The following is a 20,905-nucleotide window of genomic DNA, read 5'->3' as shown; positions in this document are numbered from 1 at the left end:
GCACGTGAGCCGGCACTCCGCATGTCAGCTCCGGTGACCGCTGGTGATCTCCTTGTATTCCTGCACCGTGGGTTTGGGTATCTGGGCTCCGTCCCCGTAGAAGCTCCGGCTGAGCCTGACCCGCAGCCGTTGCGCCCGGGTGGGGCTGCCGTTCACGCTTCCCGCCTGAGCCGCCGTAAGCGGTTTGTCCTGCTCATGCGCCGTGAGGATGTGCAGCTGTTCCTGGCTGAGCGGTTCATGCACCTCGACGAACTCGCCGTGCGCAAGGCGTTTGATGACGCCGGTCTCGCGACCGTGCAGCACCTTCTCCCGATCGCGCAACTGGAGGGCGAGGGCCCAGCGTTTCGTCACGGCGAAGACGACGAGGGGCACGGCGAAGAGACCGATACGGACGGCCCATGTCACCGCGTTGACAGAGACGTGGAAGCGCGTGGCAATCAGATCGTTCGCGGCGCCGAGAAGGGCCACGGCATAGACACTCAGCCACGCGGCACCAAGTGCCGTACGCACAGGCCGGTTCCGCGGGCGGTCGAGGAGGTGATGCTCTCGATCGTCGCCGGTAACCCACGACTCGATGAAGGGATAGGCGCCCAGCGCGAGGAAGAGGCCGACACCCACGCCCAGCGGTATGAGGTTGTCGAGGGCAAGGGTGTGGCCCCAGGCGTCGATCTCCCAGCCAGGCATAACGCGCAGCAACCCGTCGGCCACGCCCATGTACCAGTCAGGCTGGGATCCTGCCGACACCTGGTCAGCCCGGTAGGGGCCGTACTGCCAGATGGGGTTGATCTGCGCGATCGCCGCGATGACGAAGATGAATCCACACACCATGAGACCGAACGCCGCCGTCTTCACGGCGTGCACCTTGAACGGCAGGCCGACGACGTTCTTGTCCGTACGCCCCGGCCCGGGGTACTGGGTGTGCTTGTGGCGCAGCGCCAGGACCGCGTGGGCGACGATCAGCAGCAGCATGGCGGCCGGGATCACCAGGACGTGGATCGTGTTGAAGCGAGCCACCAGGTCATCGCCGGGGAACTCACCGCCGAAGAGGAACCACGACAGGTAGGTACCGATGATCGGTACGGAGAGGAGGGTGCCGTTCACGACTGCCAGCCCGGTGCCCGAGAGGAGGTCGTCTGGTAGGTCGTAGCCTGTCAGACCACCGAACATGCCCAGGATCAGGAGCAGAAAGCCGAACACCCAGTTGAGCTCGCGCGGCTTGCGAAACGCCCCGGTGAAGAAGACCCGCATCATGTGCGCGAGCATGCTGGCGACGAACACCAGCGCCGCCCAGTGGTGGGCCTGCCGGATCAGCAGCCCGCCACGGACATCGAAGGAGATGTGCATGGTCGAGTTGAACGCTTCCGACACCAGTTGACCCTGGAGGGGGACGTAGCTTCCCTGGTACCGCACCGGTGCTGATGAGGGATGGAAGTAGAAGGAGAGGTAGACGCCTGTGACGATGAGGACGAGGAAGCTGTAGAGACAGATCTCCCCCAACATGAAGGACCAGTGGTCAGGGAAAACCCTTCGCGCGGCGGCCCTGGTCACGCCACGGGTGCCCAGCCGGGTGTCGACCCAACGGGCGATGCTCTCACCTTTTCGCCGTTGCTGTGGTGCGGCCTGCCGGCTCTCGTTGCTCATCGTTCATCACTCATTCCTGATCACCCGCAGCGACTCTCGTCCACAGGTAACGGGTCACGGGTCTCGCCCACGGCTGTTCCTGGCCGGATTTTGATGCTCTGCCCTCATTACGACCGGTTGGCCAGTGATGGTGTGACACATCCGTGCCGAACCGACGTTGCGGCCAGGAGCGACAGCCGATCGCACTGTCTGCCGGCTCGTACGGCGTCTCGGTTCGCGCGCGATTACGCCGCGGGCTTCGCGTTGGGCCGGTCGGCACGTGCCGCACTGCGCCGCCTCATGGCCCGCCGTTCCGCTTCTGTGGTGCCGCCCCAGATTCCCTCCACCGGATCGGCGTCGAGGGCCCAGCTCAGGCACTGGTCGATCACGGGGCATCGGTGGCACACTGCGTTCGCCTCAGCGATCTGGATGAGCGTGGGGCCACTGCTCGCATTGCCGACAGGGAAAAACAGATCAGGATCAGTGCCTTGGCAGATCGCCGATTCATGCCAGTCCACGAAGAACCTCCTGCGGTGCGAGATGCGTAGGGTTCAACGGCTCAACTCGTCGTACGGCGGGAGCCTCTCGGACAAGGGAGCCGAATGCCTTGTCCAGTCACCGGACCGCAGTGTTCCGAGGCACTGCGAGCACTTGGAAGACGTGTCCCTCTGCGGCTGTAGACACCCGTGAGGTCTCTGACAGATGAGACCGGGCGGTCGGCGTATATGTGACACCGGGGGCCTGTCGGCCACCGATTGCGAGGGCCCAGGGGGTCGCACTCGGTGACACACTGTAGTCACTTTTACCGCGGACGATACTTCCACTGCCTGTTATGCCGATGTCACAATGTCTGTGGCTGTCCTGTCTCTGTCGCGTACCAGGGCCTCATCGTCTGCCGTTCAACTTCCTCTGGTGCGGACTCGTCACAGTAGGTATCCGCCGACGGGACGGCGGAGCCGCTGAAGTGGTATCCGAGAGGAAGGATGCGCATGAAGCCCGTCGGTCAGGTGGTGCCGATCGCGGAGCTGACGGAGGAACGGCAACACCTGTTGGATGTCGCGTACTGGATGCTCGGCAACGGTCCAGGGCCTGAGAACGTCGTCGATGAGGCCTATCGGCTGTGGTACGGGTTGTCCGATCATGAGCTGGCGCGGATCGTGCAGCCGCGCGCATGGCTCGTGAAGACCGTCGGCGGTATATGCGTGGACCGGCTTGCCCAACCGGACCGGGAGCATTCACGTAGGGTCGGCGAGCCGGCGTCGGAGCGGTACGAGATGCTGTCACAGGAAATTCATCAGGTGATGCTGAACACGCTGGAATCCCTGTCCCCGATCGAGCAGGCGGCGCTCGTACTGAACGACGCTTTCGGGACGGCGCGGAGTACGGTCGCCGACATCGGCGGTCAGCCACAGCCGGAGTGCATGCAGCTAACCGACCGTGCACGCCGTAGTCTGCAGGACCGGCGCACACGGCCCACGACGCCGCAGCAGCACGACGCGGTGACCGGCGCGGTTCATGACGCCTGCGTGGCGGAGGAAGCCGGGCTATTGGCGTCCTTGCTGGTACCGGACGTGACCGTCTACTTCGACGGCGGTGGCAAGATACGAGCCCTGGTCCGGCCCGTCCACGGCAGACAGCAGGTCGCCCGCAGCCTGCTGACACTGCTTGCCCGGCACCCTCGCACCACCCTGGACACCCATCCAGTCAATGGGCGTACCGGTCTTGTCGTTCGTTACGACCGCCAGGTCGCCGGGGTCATAAGCCTGGACGTCGCCGGGCCCCACGTCGTTCAGATCTGGGTCATCCTGAACCCCGACAAGCTCCGTTCATGGAACCGGTCCAGCGCCGCTCGGTAGTGCCGCACGGTCCTGGGAGCAGGCATGGTCTTGGGGGTCCGACAGTCACCGACTGCCACTATCTTCTCGCACGGACCGGAAGCCGTGGTAGCCCGGCCGACACCACTGTCTTCACGCGGAGGGGGCCTGATGTGCCGACCGTCCGATGTGGACCGCCCGCTTGTATGTCCCCTCCGGCATGGGGACGGGCGCCACCCGGACTGACCGTGCTGTCGGCCTCGTTCCCGTCTTTCGTTTGAGTGACCACTGCGAGCTGTCCCGTACATGGTGGTGACGCTGTGTACGTGATCCGCCTATGATGTTCAGGGGCACCCGTCTCATTGTATGGGGCGAGCGAGCGGCACCAGAGGTGTGCCTAACGAGCACGCAAAAGTATTGAGGACAAGAGGACACATGGTCTCCGTAAGCCACACGGCGCACAATATCGAGATCACCGCCGAGAGCCTTCAAGAGGATCTGGCCCGCCTGGAGATTCAGAAGCAGGCGCTGGAGAGGGAGCTCGCTGCGGTCGTCGCTCATCTCGGCTCCGTACAGCGGGCCCTCGAAGCCCTCGAAGCCCTTATGCACGGAGGTGCCCAGCCGCAGGCAGCCGACGCGGCGGCTGCGGTGTCCCCGAAACGGCGTCGCCCCTCAGCACCCGTGCCCCCGCAGGAGGGCGCCCCCTCCTCGGAATCTGCGGACGACGCCACCATCACACGTGGTGTCCAGAAACAGCAGCCGGCGGTGAGCCGGCGGGGTCCGCGGGACTCCGCCTCCCCGGCCGGAGCCAACGCGGTCAGCCGTACGCCCAGGCCTCACACCAACGATGACGGTGACGATGACAAGAAGTACGGCAAACTCACCGAACAGATTTTGGAGTATTTCGAGGGGGCCGGCGACGCCGACGTGCGGGCCCGGGATGTCGCGGCGGCTCTCGGCCGCGACAAGGACAGCGGCAGCATCAACGCGGTCCGCAGCACCCTGGACCGGCTGGTAGGCACTTCTCGTATCCGGCGGACGGGGCGCGGCCTCTACGCCAAGCTGGCCTGAGACCGCCGGGGACCAAGCCTTGCGTTCACCTGGTCAGCGTGACTCCGGGCACCGTCCACGGGGGGAGGACGGCACCCGGAGCACGGCACCAGGTCGGCTCTGAGACCTCGGTGCCAACGTGCGACATCTTCACGATGACCGTGTCGAACAGACGTCGCGAACGTTGTGATCAGTATACCCACTAACAAGCGTGGTCGGCACTGCCGGAGGAGAGTGTGCCCCGCCCGCCAGGTCACTCCGGCTGCGCACGCCGGTGTGGCGAAAACACTGAGATGTTGTTTGCCTGGGTTGGTCGACAGGATGAGGGCATCGTCGATTTACGCTGTCGGCCTCCCCCGCAGGCTCAGATCGCGTCCCCCTCGCGTCGGTCACCGCACCAGGGAGCCCACAACGGCTGACTCACGGGGCGGCGGCCTCGGGCTGCTCACTCCGGCGTGGATTGCCCCGAGCCACGAAGGCCTCCCGGGGATGCTGGACCGAGGCCAGGGAGACGATGTCACGTCCGTAGAGCGCGGCGGTCATCCAGACAGCCAGCACGCGGACCTTGCGCTCCCATGACGGTACGGCGAGCACGTGATAGCCGCGGTGCATTCACCTATGAAGACAAGCCGAAACTGCTCGTTGTGACACGTCATCGGTTGGTCCGGTGGCGTGCGGGCCCCTACTGCGGGCTCGGAGGTCGGTACCACAGATGCCTCTCCCCACCGGCGGCTGCTGCATGGGCGGCCGCTTGTCTGGAGGGGCCGGCTTCCTGCCACGAGCGCATCCTGAACTGGACCAGTCGCTGCCGCGCCCTGCGCGCATCGCCCTTGTCCGACCGCGCCGCGCAGTGGACCACAGCAGTTGTCGGCGGTCTCTGAACCTGGACCCCTTTGGGGTCGGTGACTTTTGACCCCGTGTGCAGTTGTTCACCCGGTTGCCGCGCTCGGTGTTCGGCCGATGTCGCGGTCTTTGAGCCGGTAGGAGTCTCCCTTCAAGGAGAGCACATCGGCGTGATGGACGAGACGGTCGATCATGGCGGCGGCGACGGTGTCGTCGCTGAAGACCTCTCCCCAGCGTCCGAACGGTTTGTTGCTGGTCACGATCACGGACGCGCGTTCGTAGCGGCCGGAGATCAGCTGGAAGAACAGGTTCGCCGCTTGCGGTTCGAACGGGATGTAGCCGACCTCATCGATCACCAGAACGGGGACGCGTGCCAGCCGCAGGAGTTCGTCCTGCAGCTTGCCGGTGGCGTGGGCGGCGGCCAGGCGGTCGACCCACTGGGAGGCGGTGGCGAACGCGACGCGGTGTCCGGCCTGACAGGCACGGATGCCCAGGGCGATGGCCAGGTGGGTCTTGCCGGTGCCGGGCGGGCCGAGGAAGACCACGTTCTCCTTGCCGGTGATGAAGTCCAGGGTGCCCAGGTGGGCCACCGCCTCCCGTTTCAGCCCGCGCAGGTGGGTGAAGTCGAACTCCTCCAGGGTCTTGCGGGCGGGGAAACGGGCCGCGCGGATGCGGCCTTCGCCGCCGTGGGCCTCGCGGGCGGCGACCTCGCGCTGCAGGCAGGCGGCCAGGTATTCCTGATGTGTCCAGGACTCGGCGGTGGCGCGTTCGGCGAGCCGGTCGGCAGCGTCCAGCAGGGCTGGTGCCTTCAATGCACGGCTGAGGAAGGCAAGTTCGGCGGCGACGTCCCGGGATGTGGTGGTGCGGGTGGCCATGGCATTTACTCCTGTCCTCCGCCGCCCTCGATCAGCTGGAAGACGCGGTCGTAGGCCGGCAGATCCGGCTGTGCGACCTCCACCGCCGCGGCGCCGACCCCACCGGTCTGGCGGTACTGGTGCCGCATCGCCGTGGCGGCATCGGCGTGGTCGGGGTCGGTCAGTGTCTGGTGGCGGGCCCAGCAGCGCGTATGTTCGGCGACCAGGCGGCCGTCCAGGTGGGCCCGCACCGTTTCGGTGTCCGCCTCGATGCGCACGATCCGTCCGATCGCGGCCGGGTGGACGGAGTAGTCGCAGGTGTCCAGGCGGATGTAGTGGTCCCGGCCGATCCGCACCGAGGTCTGCCACCAGCGCGGCGGTGCGGTCGGCGGCAGCGGCAGCATCGCGGCCCGGTCGGCCTCCCACCGCTCGGCCGGGCGGGCATCCAGGGTGCGGTGCACTCGTCGGTTGGCGACCTCGAGCCATGCGGCCAGCTGCGTGTTGAAGTCGGCCGGGGAAGTGAACACCCTGCCGGGCAGGAATGACGTTTCCAGGTAGCCGTTGGCCCGCTCGACCAGCCCCTTGGCCTCCGGGTCGCGGGGCCGGCACAAGATCACCTTGCAGGCCAGCAGCCCGGCTAGGGCTGCGAACTCATGACCGAGCACGACCCGCCCCTCGCGGCGGCGACCGATGGCCGCCTCGTTGTCCCAGACCAACGCCCGGGGCACCGCATTCCAGCCGGACAGCAGGTCCCAGTGCCCGCTCACCAGATCGGCGGCCTGCCTCGACGGCAGCATCCGCGCGGTCATCACCCGCGAGTACCCAGCCACCATCACCAGCACCGGCGGGCGCCCGGTCTGCCCGAAGCCCAGAGGGATGTCCGCTGGCGGGAACCACAGGTCACACTGGGCCAGCTCGCCGGGCTGATACGCCGTCCGGGAGACCGGATCCGCCGGCAAATACACCGGCCGCAGTTCCCGCACCCGCCGCTTCAGCACCGACAACGACCGTTCCCACCCGATCCGCTCGGCAATCACAGTGGCGGGCATCCGCGGATACTGGGCCAGCAACTCACGGATCGCCGGCTCTACCGCGTCCACGATCGAGCCCCTCGGCGCCCGCCGGCACTTCGGCGGATCGTCGCTGGCCACAGCCCGCCGCACGGTGTTCCGGGCGATCCCCAGATGCCGCGCGATCCCCTTGATCGACATGCCCTCCGCACGGTGGAGCCGCCGGATCTCAGCCCAGTCCTCCACACCGATCACCTCTTCCACCTGACTCCCATGGAGCCAGACTGATCACTTGATCACGGAAGGGGTCACTTTTCATCGACCGATAGGGGGTCACGGTTCACGGAACGGCGACAGCAGTCGGAAGGCGGACGGAGCTGCCGCCCGATCAGCATGCCGCGTCAGGAGAGGCGGGTATCTCTCTGGGCCAGCACGAACATCAAGAGGCTTCAACGTCCGACCGTCCCGCCCTCTTCCGATAGTCAGATGACTGATGTCTCAGAGCTTGACCGACCCGAGACTTGCAGTAGCCCGATCGCCCCGGTGCAGAGGTGCGAAGTCTCCGATCCACTCGGCGCACACTTCACCGCGCTGCGCGGGTGTGCTGAGCACCCGGCGGTCCGGGAAAAACAGGAAGGGATGACACTGATGAGCGGGAACACCTTCGACACCGACGACGATCGCGGGTGTGCTGACGCGGAAAACCACCGCCACGAAGGTGTCCACGCGGAGCGTAAGGGAATCGGATGCGACACGGTGACCTGCCGCACGCTCGTGCGACTAGTTCAAGATCAAAAATACCCGCAGGCGACAACAGACCTTCGGTATGACAGCGCCGAACCTTTCTCAGTGGGCCTGGAGTTCAATGTGGGCACCGATAGGTCCGTCGAGTGGACATTCGGCCGCGAACTCCTGGTGTCCGGTCTGCAGCGGCTCAGTGGTTTCGGCGACGTGCAGATCTGGCCCTCCAGGATCCGAGGTGCGGAGCTTGTATTCATCTCTCTGCACTCGGGGGACTCAACAGACCTGGTCGCCGCACCGGCGATAGTGATCAAGGCCTTCCTTGAACGCACCTTGGCGGTTGTACCTCTGGGAGAAGAGACGCGTTATCTGGACATTCAAAGTGCCACCGCCCAACTCCTGAACGAAACATGACAAGCGAGACGGTCTCCCGGTGCTGTGAGTCGTGAGCGGAACAAATGCCTGTCCCGAGTGCCCGGCCCGCTCGGGGCAGGCACTACTGAGCCAGGCTTACCGCCCACACTCATCCCGGTCCCGGCGGGTGACGGCCGGCCGGCGCGGATGTCGACCGCACCCACACGTCCCACCGGTTCCGTCTTTCACCGACAGGACGCGGCCGCTTGCGAGGGAGATCCCCCGCTGCCGGGGATCTGTGTCACACCCGCACGGTGAGCGTTGTCTTACTGGTAGCGCCGAGGTTCGTGCCCGTGCCCAGCGGCGCGAAGGTTGCAAATCGCTTGTCCTCCCACGGAGAGGTTGACTGATGTCCACGCGCACCGTTTCTGTCAGCGAGGGAAGACGCCTTGCCCGCACCGTTGTGATCGGCAGCCACCTTCTGAGATCCGATGAACCGGAGCCCGTCAGTTCCGACACCGGTCCTACCCCAGGAGAGCTGCTGCTGGCGGCGCTTGGGTCTTGTACCTCAATGGCGGTACGCGCCTATGCCGACCGGCACAGCTGGCCGTTGCGTCAAGTCGACGTAGACCTCACGTTCGGTTCGGATGCAGAGATCATCAAAGAGATCCACCTCTCCGGCGAACTTGAACCTTCCCAGTCAGAACGGCTCCTGGCAGTGGCTGGCCGCTGTCCGGTGCATCGACTGCTGACAAATAGTGTCTCGGTGGTGACCCTCTCCACCGTGCGGCAGGGGTCAACCGGTCAGCCCGGACTGCCCGAGTAGACAAGCTGGGCCGGAAGAGTAATTCGAAACATGATTCTCATACTGGCCCGTACACAGGTCCTAGATATGGCAAGAGATACGAGGATAAAGGGACTTGGGTACATTAGTCCGGCATGGGCGTTATCGGTTAGCCTGGTCCGCGTAGCTGCCTCACCCTGATCGGGCCCACCGTGCGGTTGACGGTGCCGTCGCCGCTTGTAGAGAGCAACTCGGTGTGTCGTCCGAGTTGCGAGTGAAAGTCTTCGGAAGGAATGCAGATGAAGGTTGTAGTAGTCGGCGGAACCGGGCTCATCGGTTCGCAGGTGGTCACCAAGCTGAACGAGCACGGCCATGAGGCGATCCCGGCCGCACCTACTGACCTTTCCGTTCAGTTGTCGTGTTGAGCAAGAGGCCGGTTTCGGCGAGGCAACCCTCGATGAGGTCGGTGCGTTGTTGGATGCGGCGCAGGCCGCCGCGGACCGCTTGGACGAGGTGGTCGCGGTCGCGGAAGACGACGTTGGCAGTGGTGCTGCGCCGGAGCAATGACCAGATGCCCTCGACCGGATTGAGGTCGGGTGCATAGCTGGGCAGCTGGACGATGGTGAGCCAGTCATGCTCCGCCGCGTACTCACGTAATCGACTGCAGCGATGAACATTCAGATTGTCCCAGATCGAGCCATTGTCAAGAGTTGTGGATGGCGGGCCGACCATGACCACCGCTACCCCAAGGCCGTTACTGCCTTGTCGGCCAGACCAGTGCCTGAGCGACGATGACGTTTTCACGATTGAAAGTGACGGCGGGGCCTTCGTGCAGTTCGTAGCCAAGGCCAATCGCCTCGCTCACGCGTCGGCAGAACGTTTCATCATCTGGACCGGTCAAGACTCGATAGGTGGGCAATCCGCCTGGTGGCGTGCCCATGAGGGCAAGGATCTCAGACTCACTCCGATTGCCTATCGGTGGACAGCCGCACGGCCTGGTGCGTATTTCAGGTAGGTGGCAGTTTCGGTGAACCCCAGGCGGCTGTAGAACCCAGCCGCTCGGCGGGTAGGCACCGTCACCTCAACGTCGTCGGCCTGCTCGGCCCTGGTGATAACAGCGTGGACCAGGAGCGATCCCATGCCGTGGCCTCGGTGGGCTGCATCGACGGTCAGCTCCAGAATGTCCAGAACGGTTCCGCCTGCGAACAGGGTCGGCAGTCGAGCAGCCAGAACGTAGCCGACCACGGTGCCGTTCAGCTCAGCGACCAGAAGCTCGGCCGCGCCGTCCGCGGCGGCCTTGAGGACACGTGGGAACGTGCGGTGGTCGAAGATCGCGCGTTCGGGCTGATAACTGGTGGCAAAGTCGCAGAGCAGGCGGTAGATGACCGCCGAATCCTCCTGCGTCGCAACGCGAACCGTCATTGCTTCCCTCCCCGCAGCGCGGCAACGCTGGCACACGCGCCTATAGTTCAATCCTTATCAAGGGTTGCAGATCGGTTGAGGTGGCTCAGGCGGCGCTGAGTTCGGGACGCTCGACGAGCTGACCGCGTTCGAAGCGGGCTCCGGCACGGACGAGGCCGACGAGGTGGGGCGCGTTCACTGCCCGCCAGCGGGCCTGGGCGGACTCGACGAGCTTGAAGACCATGGCCAGGGCGGCGGTGCGGGAGCCGGCCCCACGCGTGACCTTGGTCCGCAGCCTCACGGTGGAGAACGTGGACTCGATGGGGTTTGTCGTCCGCAGGTGGATCCAGTGCTCGGCAGGGAAGTCGAAGAACGCCAGCAGCTCAGCTTCGTCGTCGGTGATCTTCTTGACGGCCTTGGGGAACTTCGTGCCGTAGAGCTGGGCGTACGTCTTGATCGCCGCTTGAGCGTGCTGTTTGTCCTCGGCGTTGTAGATGTCCTGGATGGCCTTCTTTGCGCCCGGCTGCGCGGACTTCGGCATGACGTCGAGCACATTTGCGATTTTGTGAACCCAGCACCTTTGCTCGCGGGTTTCGGGGAACACCTCGGCCAGGGCCTTCCAGAAGCCCAGGGCCCCATCGCCGACCGCGAGGACGGGGGCGCGCATGCCCCGGCGGGCGCAGTCGCGCATCAGGTCAGCCCAGGGCTCGGCGGACTCGCGGTAGCCGTCCTTGAGCGCGACCAGCTCCTTCGAGCCGTCGGCGCGCACGCCGACCAGGACGAGTACGCAGGCCCTGGCCTCCTCCAGGCGGACGTTGAGATGGATGCCATCAGCCCACACGTACACGTAGTCGACCTCCGCGAGGTCGCGGTCCATGAACGCGGCGTGGTCGGCCTGCCACTGCTGCGTGAGCCGGGTGACCGTCGCGGGCGAGAGGCCGGCCGAGCTGCCCAGGAACTGCTCCAGCGCCGGAACGAAGTCCCCCGAGGACAGGCCGTGCAGGTAGAGCAGCGGCAGCACCTCGCTGATCTTCGGTGACTTGCGGCACCACGGCGGCAGGATCGCGGAGGAGAACCGCTTACGCTCGCCCGTCTCGGCATCGACTCGCTTGTCGTTCACGCGCGGGGCCTTCACCTCGACCACCCCCGCCGCGGTGGTGACCTTCCTGGGCTGGTGGTAGCCGTTGCGGACCACGAGCCGTCGGCCTGTCTCATCCCGCTGGTCGGCCAACTCGGCTATATACGCGTTGACTTCCGCTTCCAGGGCCGCCGCGAGCATCCGCCGGGCGCCCTCCCTGACGATCTCGTCAATGAGGGAGCCGTTCGGCGTGGAACCGTCGTCGTTGATTACGCTGAGCAGTCGGGTAGCCGGGACGCATTGCTGCGTCCCGGCCCCCTCAGAACCGGACGTGCGAGTCATCCCCGCATCCGGCTCAAGCTAGCCTGTGGCTGCCAGTTGGGTGTCACGCCTTCGGTCACCAGCATGTACCTGATGATGACAGGTCGTGTGGATCAGCTCCAGGTTGCTCGGGTGGTCGCTACCGCCCTTGCTGCGGTAGGTCAGGTGATGCACGTGGATCGCCCGGAGGCTCCCCGTGAACCACTTGACCCAGTCCTGAACGTCGTCCGGGTCGAATCCGGCTCCGTCGATCAGATCCAGTCCGCACCTGGGACACAGCCCCCGCTGGCGGTAGGCGAGGGAGAGGATGTTCTGAAAAGTGCGTTCTTCCACGTCAGCCGCAAGTCTCCTACAGTGCCTTAGTAACCATAAGATACCGAGAGTGTCGTAGGTCGGCGCGAACGCGAGGCTCGCAGGCGCTCAGGACAAGGAGACAGGCAACATGGCCATCACTTTCGTAAACCCCAGCGGATTGCCCAAGATCGATGTCTATCGGCAGGTGTCGATCGCATCCGGATCGAGGCTGGTCTTCATCGCCGGGCAGGTGGCATGGGACGCCAATGGTGTCACGATCGGCGAAGGCGACCTCGCCGCCCAGGTCGAGCAGAGCTACCTCAACGTCGGCACCGCCCTGGCCGAGATCGGCGGCTCCTTCGACGACGTGGCGAAGCTGACCTTCTACGTCGTCGACTGGACCCCCGACAAGATGCCGCCGCTCCTGGAAGGCATCTCCCGCGCAGCCGCGAAGCTGGGGGTCACCCCGGCCCCGCCCACCACGCTCATAGGCGTTGCGGCACTGGACGTCCCCGACCACCTGGTCGAGATCGAAGCCACCGCGATCCTCGACTGAAAGATGCCCTCCGCTCACTGAGCCTTTTCAGCGTGACCACCGATCAGGTGACGGCTTCGGCGCCCCTGGCAATAAGCACTCGCCGAGGAGACAGTCAGTTGAAAGCGTCAGTCATGCAGTCCACCCGGCAGTCGGCGGCATCAAAGCGCTGGCGGAGGGCGGCAGCTGCCTCTTCGCGCTCCACGAAGTGCCCGTAGTGCTGGCACGCCACCCTGGTCACGTCCCCGACCGTGACGATGGCCGGTTCGCCGCGTGCGGCCCGGCGGCGTGCTTCGGCGATCGCCATGTCCGCAGAACGCAGCAGGCTTCTGGAACGGTCCCGGATCACGGCCGCCTGGGCCCGTTTCACCGAGAGGGGGCGCAGGACACGTCCCCGCCAGACGAAGCCGGCGGCGACAAGTACGAGACCGAGCGCTACGAACAGGAGTCCGCCGGGGTCGTGAGGCATCTATCCAGTCTTCACCACTCGCGTGGTGATCGTCATGCCCGCGCCAGCGTGACGCTGCCGATTTTCGGAGCGACTTGGTGTCAGTGACCCTTTCAGCACGGCCACCGATCGGGTGGCGCCGCCGGGATGCGCAACGCACGAGGCTCCCGTGCCGTTGGGGGAGGTGTTCGAAGTCCCAACCCACAGGCACAGGAGCCGCGTTGGTTCCCTATTCTGCCGCACTCGACCTGCCCCACGCCCTGGTCGAGTGGGTCACCATGCTCATCGTCACCCGCGAGGGTGACCGACGATGCAAACTCCCGCCGCACCAGCGTGCGCTCGTCGCCCTGACGTACTTGCGTAAGCACGACACGCTTGCCCAGATCGCCGTCGGCTTCGGTATCTCGGTGGGCACCGCTCACGCTTACACCACCTCGGTGATCAGCCTGCTCGCTGACCGTGCACCGGGCCTGCTCAAGGTGGTGCGCGAGACCGATCCCGACTACGTCCTGCTCGACGGCACTCTCGCGGAGTGCGACCGCCTGGGCGACGGCCGGGCCGACTACTCTGCCAAGCACCGCCGACATGGTGTGAACGTGCAGTTGGTGACCGATCCGGATGGCCGGCTGCTGTGGATCTCGCCCGCATTGCCCGGCCGCGCGCACGACCTGACCGCGGCCCGCACCCACCGGATCATCCGGATCTGCGAACGCCAGGGCGTCCCGGTCCTCGCCGACCGCGCCTACATGGGAGCTGGCCCGTGGGTGACAACGCCCCTCAGACGCCCGCCGGGCCGTGACCTCACGCCAACCCAGCAAACCGTCAACCGAGCGCTGTCCGCGGCACGGGCACCGGTCGAGCGCGGCGTCGCACGGCTCAAGTCGTGGCGGATCTTCCGCAGGGCACGATGCAGCCCAAATCGAATGTCGTCAATCTCCGCCGCCGTCCTCACCCTGGAGCGGCAGCGCTGAAAAGGCTCACTGAGTACCGAAGGGGCCAGCTACGGCGCTGAGTGGCCAAGCAGCGTGCTCAGTCACAGCCGAGCGTCACATCGGCTATTACTCGCAGCACTATCTGGCCATGCCCGCCCGGCGACTCTGCGGATCGCGGACGTTCCTCTCAAACACGGTTGGCCACTTTGCGCAGGAGTAGTTGGCCAGTGAGGACCCATGTGGCCCCATCGTCCCCCAGGGTTCGAGACATGCGTTGCTTGGGCATCTGGATCGGTAGCCTCGCCCCGGTGCGTGGCCGACTGGCCTAGATGATCTATTCGAAGAGGTCAGTGACCGTAGGCGATCAGTGAGCGTAGGACAGATCGAAACCACGGCCGAAGTAGTTCTTGTCGCCGATGAGAGTCCGGCTGTCAGCTCCGGTCTGTCTCACTGGGCTGCCGGGCCGGTGCTGAAGAACTCAACCATCTGCTCCAGGCCCCGCTTGCCGAACATCGTGTCCAGGCTGGCGGCGGACTCGGCGGCGGACGCCTCGCTGCGCGGGAAGAGCACCGCCTCGTAGGCGGACAGGGCGGCCTCGGTGTCGCCGGGGTGAGCGGCTATGGCCAGGGCGAGTTCCGCGCCGTCGAACATGGCCAGGTTGGCTCCCTCCCCCGCGAACGGGGACATCACATGGGCCGCGTCACCAAGCAGCGTCACGCCCGGGACACGGTCCCAGCGGTGCCCGACCGGCAGGGCGTGGATGCGGCGCGGGCTGATGGTCTCCGCGTCGGCGACCAGGTCGCGCAGGCCCTCGTCCCAGCCCTCGAAGTGGGCGAGGACCGCGGCCTTGGCGGCGGCGTGGTGGGTGAAGTCGATCGTGTCCAGCCAGTCCTCGTCGGCCTTGAGCGCGGTGTAAACGTGGAGCGAGCTGTCGGTCTCGCGGTGCGCGAGGAAGCCGCGCTCGTGTCCCAGGGCGATGAAGAACCCGCCGCCGACGAGCGCGGCGCTGTGCGGGTGGCGGGTGGCGGCCTCGAACAGGTCGGTCTCGACGAGGGAGATGCCGGTGTAGACGGGCTTGGCGTCGGAGACCAGCGGCCGTACGCGCGACCAGGCGCCGTCGGCGCCGATGAGGAGGTCGGTGGTGATGACCGAGCCGTCGGTGAACGTCACCTCGTGGCGCCCGTCGGCCAGCGGCCGGGCACCGATGACCTTCCGGCCCCAGTGGATCGTGCCGGCGGGCAGGGAGTTAAGGAGCAGATCGCGCAGGTCGCCGCGGTCCACCTCCGGCCGGCCGCCAGTGCCGTCGTCCTCCTCGGACACGTGCACCGTGCCGTCGGGGCTCAGCAGGCGCATGGCCTGGCCGCCCTCGTGGACGAGCTTGAGGAAGTCGTCGTGCAGGCCGGCGGCGTGCAGGGACTTCTGCCCGTTCTCCTCGTGGATGTCGAGCATCCCGCCCTGCGTACGGGCCGCCGCCGACGCCTCCAGGTCGAAGATCGCCGACTCGATGCCGTGGACGTGCAGGACGCGGGCGGCGGTCAGACCGCCGAGACCGGCGCCGATGATCGCGAGGGGGAAGTGGTCGGTGCTCATGGCGAACCTCTTCGAAGAAGTGAGGGATGCGTGTGCGCACCGGGGAAACGGCTACCGACACCGGCGCCGCCCATGGGCGGGACGGCACTGCACGCTGTTCGAGAAGCGATCCCACCGGCCGCTCCTACCGTAGCGAACATGTTCGTTGCGAACAAGTTCGCGAGGTGTCGCATGTGTCGACACGACGTGCCGGGACAGTCCCGGGCCCGGCGGGCGACGCCCACCGGCGTGGCGGTCGGCCCGCGGGGCTCAGTCGGCCGGGACGGGTACGGGAGTGCGCGTGATGCCGTTGACGAGGACGTCGAAACTCCAGCGCATCCGGTCCCGGACCGTGCCACTGATCAGGTCCGGCATGTGCGCGGTGATCGCCGGATGCGTGGTCTCGTCCACGGCGTGCAGCGCGCGGACGGCGGCGTTCCAGTCGTCCTCGGAGGTGGGGTCGTGCTCATGCGTCGCCTGCTCGGCGGCGGTGGCCGTCGCGTCCTGGAGAAGCTTGTCCACCCCCCAGGCGACCTGCTCGCGGCCGGCACCGCTGCGTGAGAGGAGGTCGAGGATGCGCTCCACCAGCCGCAGGTAATTCTCACCGCTCGGCCGGGCCACGAGCGCGGACCGGGCGAGCTGCGGGTGCTCGAACAACACGAGGGTGTACGACGTCATGACGGCGCGCAGCTGGCCGCGCCAGTCGTCGCCGCCGTCCCGGCCGGCCAGGTCGACCTCGCCGAGAAGGGCATCCAGGACGGCCGCGTGCAGCTCGGCGGTGTTGGCGACGTAGACGTACAGCGAAGCCGGGCCGGTGTCCAGTTCCTGCGCCAGGCGGCGCATCGTGACCTTCTCCAGCCCTTCGGCCCGCATGATCCGCACGGCCGTGTCCACAATCCAGCGCCGGGACAGGGCGGGCTTCGCCGGACGCTCCCGGCGGCTGATCGGCTCTCTTCTCGCACTCATGACATTGATCGTAACGAACGTGTTCGCAAAGGGGGGATGTCCGGTGCAGCCTCCGCTCGGCGGGTCACCTTCGCCGTAGCCTCGCTTGCCGCCCTGACCACCCAGGCCGCCGCCATGTTCGCCACGCAGGCGAAACACCAAGGCGGATTCCTGACCCCAGGACCCTCCCGGGCCGACCCCTACCGAGGCAGCTTCGAGGTGCGCTCCGGGTGGGCGGCGCCGACGTAGCGCATGGCGGTCTGCTCGGTGATGCCGAACAGACGCATCAGCCTGAGGGGATCGGCGCTCTCGGCTGCTTCATTGAGGATGCGGTCCTGACGCAGGCCGCTGAGCGTCAGCCCGCGGGGCAGGGCTCCGCTCAGGAGGCCGGTGCTGACGGCCGGGTGGTCGGGGTCGACCGCGGTCTTCTGGCTGACCAGCAGGTGGGGGTTGCTCTCAGCGACCTTACGGCGCCAGCCCGCAGTCAACCCGTGCTCGGCCTCCATCGCCTCGATCACCTGCCGGGCCTGCTCCCACCCGGTGACCGGCCGGCCGACGATCGCGCTGACCGTGGCGTCGCCCAGCACCCGGGGCACGGTGAAGAGCGGGAGCTGGCCGTGTACCTGCGCTTCCAGCACCGACAAGCCAGCGGGAGCGGCGCGCTGCTGCCGGAGCTTGGTCCACCACTCCCCCCACACTCAGTCCGTTCTTGGTAGGTCGGCGCAGCGGCCGGGCCGACAACGACCGGTCGCCGTGGGTGCCGCCGGCTATGAGCTGAACCGGCCGCGGCCGCGCCTCCTCGAGGCCCAGAGCCCACTCGGCGTCGTCCTCGGCCCGGATCGCCATGAGACACGGCTTGCACAGCCCGTCCGTGTTGACGTGGGCCTCGTGCCGACACCGCGGACACGCCCCACCCTCGGGGTACTTCCTCGCGCAGGGGCGGCATCCGTCGCACACCCGGTACCAGTGCACCACCAGCCACCCCAGGCACACCGGGCAGCTCCGCGCCAGCCCCGTCCCACGATCCACCGCCACCGGCCCGCTCCTCAGCTCGGCGGGAGCGAGCGCGGGCCGGCACCACGACGGCCGCGCGGCACCGGCCGCACCGGGCCCGATCCAGGCCCTTGTTCGGCACCGACCGCACGCTGACCGGATTCCGGCGCGGCCTGCCCGCCGCGAGCGGCTCCGCCTGGAGCAGATCGGCGACCGTGCAATTCAGCGCGGCACACATCTTGTCCAGGGTCATCGAGCCGCACCGTGACCGGCGTGCCACTCCACAGCGCGGCCACCTTGCTCAGCGACGGGTTGAACCCGACCTGCTGGAAGGCGGCGAGGACCTCGGTAGGCCGCCATAGGTCCGCTGGGCGGCCACCATCCGCAGATTCCCCTTCATCGAAGGTCTCCCTTGTCCATCACCAGTCGCTGGGCCGCCCCGGAGCTGGCCGCCAGATTCGCCAGCTCCGGGTCAGCATGCGCGGTCGCCATGTACCGAAGAGTCGTAGTTGCCCAGTCGTGTCCGAGGATCTTTTGGACCTCCCAAAGTGTCATCCCACGCTCGTAGTTGTGGGTCGCGCAGGCATGCCGCAGCAGATGCGGAAACAGGTCGGCGACCGGACCCGTCAGGTAGTGCGCGGCCGCGGTGTGCAACGCCTTCCGAAACGTCGAAGGCACGATCGCCGGTGCGATCGGCACGTTCAGGTCGGCGACCGCCTTCGACTTCCGCTCCGAAGGCCACAGCGGCGCCCGCGGATGTTCGGCGTCGTCCCCGAACTCACCCCGGATCTCTTCGATGTACCACCACAGCAGGGCACGGCCCTCCTGGATGAGGTATGCCTCCCGCGGCCGCGGGCCGGAGCCCCGCGCGCCCTGTAGCCCCGAGCCGTGGTTCGAGGCGGCGGTGCGGCACTCAGACGGTGGGACGGGAATGCACGCTGACGGCGTAGCCGCCGCCTGGACGGTAAGGGTCGCCGGTCCAGGTAGAGAAGCGCTGCCGCAGCGTCAGTCCGGCCTCCGCGCACCAGTGGTCGAACTCGGTCAGCGTCACTGTCGGTTCCGGCAAGGGCAGGTGTTCCGCGTCCAGTCCCATGCCGGTGATCAGCAGTCCGTCGGCGCGCAATACGGCGGCAAGTTGCCGCACAACTGCTGGTTCGGTACCGGGAGCCAGCAAAGGGATGACGTTTCCCGCAGCGAGCGCTAGGTCGAAGCCGGGGTCCAGATTGAGGGTGTCCAGATGTGCCAAGTCACCGTGGAGCCACTCTTGCGTGGGGGCGTCGCGGCGGGCGACGGCGAGCATGGAGGGGTCGACGTCCACGCCCGTGCAGAGGTGACCCAGCTCGGCGAGACGGATCGCGATCCGCCCAGTGCCGCAGCCGGCATCGAGTACCCGGGCCGCAGGTTTCAGTAGTGCGTCGCAGAAGGCGGCCTCGCCGTGGATGTCGTGGCCTGATGCAGCGAGCCGCGCAAACCGCCGGGCGTAGTCCTCTCCGGCTTGTCCGCCTGTCAGTTTCGCCCAGCGGTCGCGTTGGCTGCTCATGGTTTGCGTGCCTTCCGGTAGACAGGACGAGGACGGTGCCATCGCCTTCCAGGCGTTTTCCCGAGGCACAGCCCCGTCAAGGTGGCGATGCGATCAGTCCGACTCATCGCTCCTGGAACGGGACTGAGGGGCGATACGCAGGTATGCCCGATAGAGGCCGGTCAAGGAGATCACGTCGCCCAGGCCCTCGGCCACCTCGCCGTTCGCCAGGGCGCCCCTGTCCGCTTCGCGAAGACCGGCCGGATCCTCGCGGACCTGGCCGGCGGCCACGCGGACCGCACCTGGGACAACCGGATCCGCGAACTGGTACGGCCCGACGTGCTCATCCTCCACGACGACTGCGCCAGGCGCCAACTCGGAGCGTCTCAGGCTGACGACCTCTACGAGCTCGTCTCCGAGCGACAGAACAGGCCCCTGATCATCACCAGTAACCGGGCCCCCGGCCGTCACCGGGGCGAGCCGAAAGGCAAGGCTTTCCTGCCCGAATCGGCGCTCTGCCCTGTCGTGGCCGCCTCAGGCGTCTGGGAGTTCGGGCAGCTCCCCATTACGGCTCAGCACTGCCAGCGGGTCTTCGTCCTGGGCTCCCGAGTAGTGGAGCCAGATGCGCCACGCCGTTGGCAGGGCGTCCTCGATCCACTGCTCTCCCACGCCGGAGCGGTTGGTGGACGCGACCAGAGTCTGGCTGGCCCCGACGCGCCGCACCCTGCCTGCACGGCGACGAGCGGATGGCCGCCCTGGAAGCGGAGTGCGAGCGCCTCGTCGGTCACGGCTTCACCCGCTTGCTCCGCGACGAGCCGGCGCCTCCTACCAGCGCGGGCTACATCGTGATGGCCGATCCGGAGGGAAACGAGTTCTGCCTGGACTGAATGACGGGGAACTTCACCCCGGTGAGGTCTTCGGAGACGGCCCACAGCCGCTGCTGGACGGCTACCTCGTACGACTCCGGGCTGGAGGTGACCAGCCGGGGGTGGCCCTTGACCTCGTTGCGTCCGCCGGGACCGTAGTACTGGCCGCCGAACGCGGCGGGGTCGGTGGCGGCGCGCAGGGTCGGCAGCGCGCCCATCGCCGGCGTCTGGGTGATCAGCGGCGCGAGCCAGGTGAGCGGAAGCCGGAAGGCCGCGGGGATGTTGCGGGCGAGCTCGGTGCTGGACATGCCGGGGTGCGCGGCCACCGCGACGGTGGTGCCGTGCGTGGCGAGCCGGCGCTGCAGCTCGTACGTGAACATCAGGTTGGCCAGCTTGGACTGACCATAGGCGGCGGCCCGGCTGTACGACCGCTCCCACTGCAGGTCGTCGAAGTGGATCGCGGCCCGGATGCGGTGGCCGGTGCTGCTGACCGTCACCACGCGCGAGCCGGGTACCGGCAGCATCAGGTCCAGCAGCAGCCCGGTGAGCGCGAAGTGGCCGAGGTGGTTGGTGCCGAACTGCATCTCGAAGCCGTCCCGGGTGGTCTGCTTCGGGGTGTACATCACGCCGGCGTTGTTGATCAGCAGGTCGATCCGGTCGAGCCGGGACCGCAGCGCCGCCGCCGCGGCCCGGACGGAGTCGAGCGAGGTCAGGTCCAGCGCCTGCACGGTCACGTCGCCGGTCATGCGGGCCGCGGCCTGCTCGCCCTTCTCGACGTTGCGCACGGCGAGCACCACGGACGCCCCACGCTCGGCGAGCGCCTTGGCGGTCTCGTACCCCAGCCCGGTGTTGGCCCCGGTCACCACGGCCACCCGCCCGCGCTGGTCGGGAATGTTCGCCGTCGTCCACTTCTCGCTCATGTCAGGCTCCCCAC

22 protein-coding genes and 6 pseudogenes are annotated in these 20,905 nt (G+C 67.1%); 9 read left to right on the top strand and 19 right to left on the bottom strand.

The annotated features are described in order from the left end of the window. Positions 1-24: 24 nt before the first annotated feature. The gene (locus QFZ76_RS48120; RefSeq protein ID WP_307679611.1) at positions 25-1,641 is read right to left on the bottom strand and encodes a cytochrome bc complex cytochrome b subunit; all 1,617 of its coding nucleotides are present in this window, start codon (positions 1,639-1,641) and stop codon (positions 25-27) included. Positions 1,642-1,865: 224 nt separating this feature from the next. Beyond that, positions 1,866-2,138: a WhiB family transcriptional regulator gene (locus tag QFZ76_RS48115; RefSeq protein ID WP_307679610.1), complete on the bottom strand. Its 273-nt coding sequence runs from the start codon at positions 2,136-2,138 to the stop codon at positions 1,866-1,868. A gap of 471 nt (positions 2,139-2,609) precedes the next feature. On the opposite strand from QFZ76_RS48115, the gene QFZ76_RS48110 reads away from it, so the two are divergent. Both QFZ76_RS48110 and QFZ76_RS48105 read left to right on the top strand, forming a co-directional pair. Then, positions 2,610-3,476 (top strand): RNA polymerase subunit sigma, encoded by an 867-nt coding sequence (locus QFZ76_RS48110; RefSeq protein WP_307679609.1) that lies wholly within the window; start codon positions 2,610-2,612, stop codon positions 3,474-3,476. Between the two features lie 393 nt (positions 3,477-3,869). Continuing rightward, complete coding sequence (locus tag QFZ76_RS48105) at positions 3,870-4,505, top strand: hypothetical protein (protein ID WP_307679608.1); 636 nt, start codon at positions 3,870-3,872, stop codon at positions 4,503-4,505. Between the two features lie 399 nt (positions 4,506-4,904). On the opposite strand, the pseudogene QFZ76_RS48100 reads toward QFZ76_RS48105, so the two are convergent. From QFZ76_RS48100 to istA, 3 genes and pseudogenes are all read right to left on the bottom strand, one after another. Further along, a pseudogene (locus QFZ76_RS48100) lies at positions 4,905-5,096 on the bottom strand (NAD(P)/FAD-dependent oxidoreductase); the annotation flags it as partial. Positions 5,097-5,413: 317 nt separating this feature from the next. Continuing rightward, entirely contained in the window at positions 5,414-6,202 is a 789-nt protein-coding gene (gene istB, locus QFZ76_RS48095) for an IS21-like element helper ATPase IstB (RefSeq protein WP_307671790.1), read from the bottom strand. 5 nt (positions 6,203-6,207) lie between these two features. Next, positions 6,208-7,446 carry an IS21 family transposase gene (istA, locus tag QFZ76_RS48090; protein WP_307671843.1) on the bottom strand — a complete coding sequence of 413 codons (1,239 nt, stop codon included), beginning with the start codon at positions 7,444-7,446 and terminating at the stop codon, positions 6,208-6,210. 231 nt (positions 7,447-7,677) lie between these two features. On the opposite strand from istA, the gene QFZ76_RS48085 reads away from it, so the two are divergent. The 3 genes and pseudogenes from QFZ76_RS48085 to QFZ76_RS48075 form a co-directional block, all read left to right on the top strand. Then, a complete protein-coding gene (locus tag QFZ76_RS48085) occupies positions 7,678-8,346 on the top strand; it encodes an SsgA family sporulation/cell division regulator (RefSeq protein WP_307679607.1) in 669 nt (222 codons plus the stop codon). Between the two features lie 349 nt (positions 8,347-8,695). Next, on the top strand, positions 8,696-9,112 hold the full coding sequence (locus QFZ76_RS48080) for an OsmC family protein (RefSeq protein ID WP_307679606.1): 417 nt from the start codon (positions 8,696-8,698) through the stop codon (positions 9,110-9,112). 257 nt (positions 9,113-9,369) lie between these two features. Then, positions 9,370-9,465: pseudogene (locus tag QFZ76_RS48075) on the top strand (NAD-dependent epimerase/dehydratase family protein); the annotation flags it as partial. Here QFZ76_RS48075 and QFZ76_RS48070 read toward each other — a convergent pair. From QFZ76_RS48070 to QFZ76_RS48050, 5 genes are all read right to left on the bottom strand, one after another. After that, on the bottom strand, positions 9,464-9,874 hold the full coding sequence (locus QFZ76_RS48070; protein WP_307679605.1) for a transposase: 411 nt from the start codon (positions 9,872-9,874) through the stop codon (positions 9,464-9,466). The pseudogene QFZ76_RS48075 and the gene QFZ76_RS48070 overlap by 2 nt on opposite strands. After that, positions 9,825-10,010 carry a DUF1737 domain-containing protein gene (locus QFZ76_RS48065; protein ID WP_307679604.1) on the bottom strand — a complete coding sequence of 62 codons (186 nt, stop codon included), beginning with the start codon at positions 10,008-10,010 and terminating at the stop codon, positions 9,825-9,827. The genes QFZ76_RS48070 and QFZ76_RS48065 overlap by 50 nt, the downstream gene beginning before the upstream one ends. A gap of 32 nt (positions 10,011-10,042) precedes the next feature. After that, on the bottom strand, positions 10,043-10,528 hold the full coding sequence (locus QFZ76_RS48060) for a GNAT family N-acetyltransferase (protein WP_307679603.1): 486 nt from the start codon (positions 10,526-10,528) through the stop codon (positions 10,043-10,045). A gap of 49 nt (positions 10,529-10,577) precedes the next feature. Then, positions 10,578-11,831 carry an IS256 family transposase gene (locus QFZ76_RS48055; protein ID WP_307680349.1) on the bottom strand — a complete coding sequence of 418 codons (1,254 nt, stop codon included), beginning with the start codon at positions 11,829-11,831 and terminating at the stop codon, positions 10,578-10,580. 78 nt (positions 11,832-11,909) lie between these two features. Continuing rightward, positions 11,910-12,203 carry an HNH endonuclease gene (locus tag QFZ76_RS48050; RefSeq protein ID WP_307679602.1) on the bottom strand — a complete coding sequence of 98 codons (294 nt, stop codon included), beginning with the start codon at positions 12,201-12,203 and terminating at the stop codon, positions 11,910-11,912. 109 nt (positions 12,204-12,312) lie between these two features. Here QFZ76_RS48050 and QFZ76_RS48045 point away from each other — a divergent pair, with 109 nt between their 5' ends. Then, positions 12,313-12,720 (top strand): RidA family protein, encoded by a 408-nt coding sequence (locus QFZ76_RS48045; protein WP_307679601.1) that lies wholly within the window; start codon positions 12,313-12,315, stop codon positions 12,718-12,720. A 94-nt stretch (positions 12,721-12,814) separates the two neighbouring features. Here QFZ76_RS48045 and QFZ76_RS48040 read toward each other — a convergent pair whose 3' ends face one another. Continuing rightward, positions 12,815-13,168, bottom strand: coding sequence for a hypothetical protein (locus tag QFZ76_RS48040; RefSeq protein WP_307679600.1), 354 nt, complete (start codon positions 13,166-13,168; stop codon positions 12,815-12,817). Positions 13,169-13,368: 200 nt separating this feature from the next. On the opposite strand from QFZ76_RS48040, the gene QFZ76_RS48035 reads away from it, so the two are divergent. Beyond that, positions 13,369-14,118: a transposase family protein gene (locus tag QFZ76_RS48035; protein WP_307679599.1), complete on the top strand. Its 750-nt coding sequence runs from the start codon at positions 13,369-13,371 to the stop codon at positions 14,116-14,118. Positions 14,119-14,526: 408 nt separating this feature from the next. On the opposite strand, the gene QFZ76_RS48030 is transcribed toward QFZ76_RS48035, so the two are convergent. From QFZ76_RS48030 to QFZ76_RS48005, 6 genes and pseudogenes are all read right to left on the bottom strand, one after another. Further along, a complete protein-coding gene (locus tag QFZ76_RS48030; protein WP_307679598.1) occupies positions 14,527-15,669 on the bottom strand; it encodes an NAD(P)/FAD-dependent oxidoreductase in 1,143 nt (380 codons plus the stop codon). Between the two features lie 249 nt (positions 15,670-15,918). Then, a complete protein-coding gene (locus QFZ76_RS48025; RefSeq protein ID WP_307679597.1) occupies positions 15,919-16,614 on the bottom strand; it encodes a TetR/AcrR family transcriptional regulator in 696 nt (231 codons plus the stop codon). Between the two features lie 179 nt (positions 16,615-16,793). After that, entirely contained in the window at positions 16,794-17,231 is a 438-nt protein-coding gene (locus tag QFZ76_RS48020; protein ID WP_307679595.1) for a hypothetical protein, read from the bottom strand. A 408-nt stretch (positions 17,232-17,639) separates the two neighbouring features. Beyond that, a pseudogene (locus tag QFZ76_RS48015) lies at positions 17,640-17,986 on the bottom strand (helix-turn-helix domain-containing protein). Continuing rightward, a pseudogene (locus QFZ76_RS48010) lies at positions 17,983-18,462 on the bottom strand (site-specific integrase); the annotation flags it as partial. The pseudogenes QFZ76_RS48010 and QFZ76_RS48015, both read right to left, overlap by 4 nt. Before the next feature lie 37 nt (positions 18,463-18,499). Further along, the gene (locus QFZ76_RS48005) at positions 18,500-19,126 is read right to left on the bottom strand and encodes a bifunctional 2-polyprenyl-6-hydroxyphenol methylase/3-demethylubiquinol 3-O-methyltransferase UbiG (protein WP_307679594.1); all 627 of its coding nucleotides are present in this window, start codon (positions 19,124-19,126) and stop codon (positions 18,500-18,502) included. Between the two features lie 87 nt (positions 19,127-19,213). On the opposite strand from QFZ76_RS48005, the pseudogene QFZ76_RS48000 reads away from it, so the two are divergent. Then, a pseudogene (locus QFZ76_RS48000) lies at positions 19,214-19,504 on the top strand (ATP-binding protein); the annotation flags it as partial. A 135-nt stretch (positions 19,505-19,639) separates the two neighbouring features. Here the strand turns inward: QFZ76_RS48000 and QFZ76_RS47995 are convergent. Then, positions 19,640-19,774 (bottom strand): hypothetical protein, encoded by a 135-nt coding sequence (locus tag QFZ76_RS47995; RefSeq protein ID WP_307680398.1) that lies wholly within the window; start codon positions 19,772-19,774, stop codon positions 19,640-19,642. Positions 19,775-19,818: 44 nt separating this feature from the next. On the opposite strand from QFZ76_RS47995, the pseudogene QFZ76_RS47990 reads away from it, so the two are divergent. Further along, a pseudogene (locus QFZ76_RS47990) lies at positions 19,819-19,992 on the top strand (VOC family protein); the annotation flags it as partial. Here the strand turns inward: QFZ76_RS47990 and QFZ76_RS47985 are convergent. Continuing rightward, positions 19,944-20,891 (bottom strand): SDR family NAD(P)-dependent oxidoreductase, encoded by a 948-nt coding sequence (locus QFZ76_RS47985; RefSeq protein WP_307679593.1) that lies wholly within the window; start codon positions 20,889-20,891, stop codon positions 19,944-19,946. The pseudogene QFZ76_RS47990 and the gene QFZ76_RS47985 sit on opposite strands and share 49 nt — an antisense overlap. Positions 20,892-20,905: the final 14 nt, after the last annotated feature.

Origin of the sequence: Streptomyces sp. V4I2, assembly GCF_030817655.1 — a bacterium.
GTDB lineage: Bacteria > Actinomycetota > Actinomycetes > Streptomycetales > Streptomycetaceae > Streptomyces > Streptomyces plumbiresistens.
Note: the sequence above shows the minus strand (reverse complement) of the source record. Positions and strands in the feature narration are given on the sequence as shown.

Bases quoted from the DNA above. Each gene is read 5' to 3' on its own strand.
- QFZ76_RS48120 (WP_307679611.1), bottom strand. From the start codon at position 1,641: ATGAGCAACGAGAGCCGGCAGGCCGCACCACAGCAACGGCGAAAAGGT.
- QFZ76_RS48110 (WP_307679609.1), top strand. From the start codon at position 2,610: ATGAAGCCCGTCGGTCAGGTGGTGCCGATCGCGGAGCTGACGGAGGAA.
- QFZ76_RS48105 (WP_307679608.1), top strand. From the start codon at position 3,870: ATGGTCTCCGTAAGCCACACGGCGCACAATATCGAGATCACCGCCGAG.
- istB (WP_307671790.1), bottom strand. From the start codon at position 6,202: ATGGCCACCCGCACCACCACATCCCGGGACGTCGCCGCCGAACTTGCC.
- QFZ76_RS48085 (WP_307679607.1), top strand. From the start codon at position 7,678: ATGACTGATGTCTCAGAGCTTGACCGACCCGAGACTTGCAGTAGCCCG.
- QFZ76_RS48080 (WP_307679606.1), top strand. From the start codon at position 8,696: ATGTCCACGCGCACCGTTTCTGTCAGCGAGGGAAGACGCCTTGCCCGC.
- QFZ76_RS48065 (WP_307679604.1), bottom strand. From the start codon at position 10,010: ATGGGCACGCCACCAGGCGGATTGCCCACCTATCGAGTCTTGACCGGT.
- QFZ76_RS48045 (WP_307679601.1), top strand. From the start codon at position 12,313: ATGGCCATCACTTTCGTAAACCCCAGCGGATTGCCCAAGATCGATGTC.
- QFZ76_RS48040 (WP_307679600.1), bottom strand. From the start codon at position 13,168: ATGCCTCACGACCCCGGCGGACTCCTGTTCGTAGCGCTCGGTCTCGTA.
- QFZ76_RS48030 (WP_307679598.1), bottom strand. From the start codon at position 15,669: ATGAGCACCGACCACTTCCCCCTCGCGATCATCGGCGCCGGTCTCGGC.
- QFZ76_RS48025 (WP_307679597.1), bottom strand. From the start codon at position 16,614: ATGAGTGCGAGAAGAGAGCCGATCAGCCGCCGGGAGCGTCCGGCGAAG.
- QFZ76_RS48005 (WP_307679594.1), bottom strand. From the start codon at position 19,126: ATGAGCAGCCAACGCGACCGCTGGGCGAAACTGACAGGCGGACAAGCC.
- QFZ76_RS47985 (WP_307679593.1), bottom strand. From the start codon at position 20,891: ATGAGCGAGAAGTGGACGACGGCGAACATTCCCGACCAGCGCGGGCGG.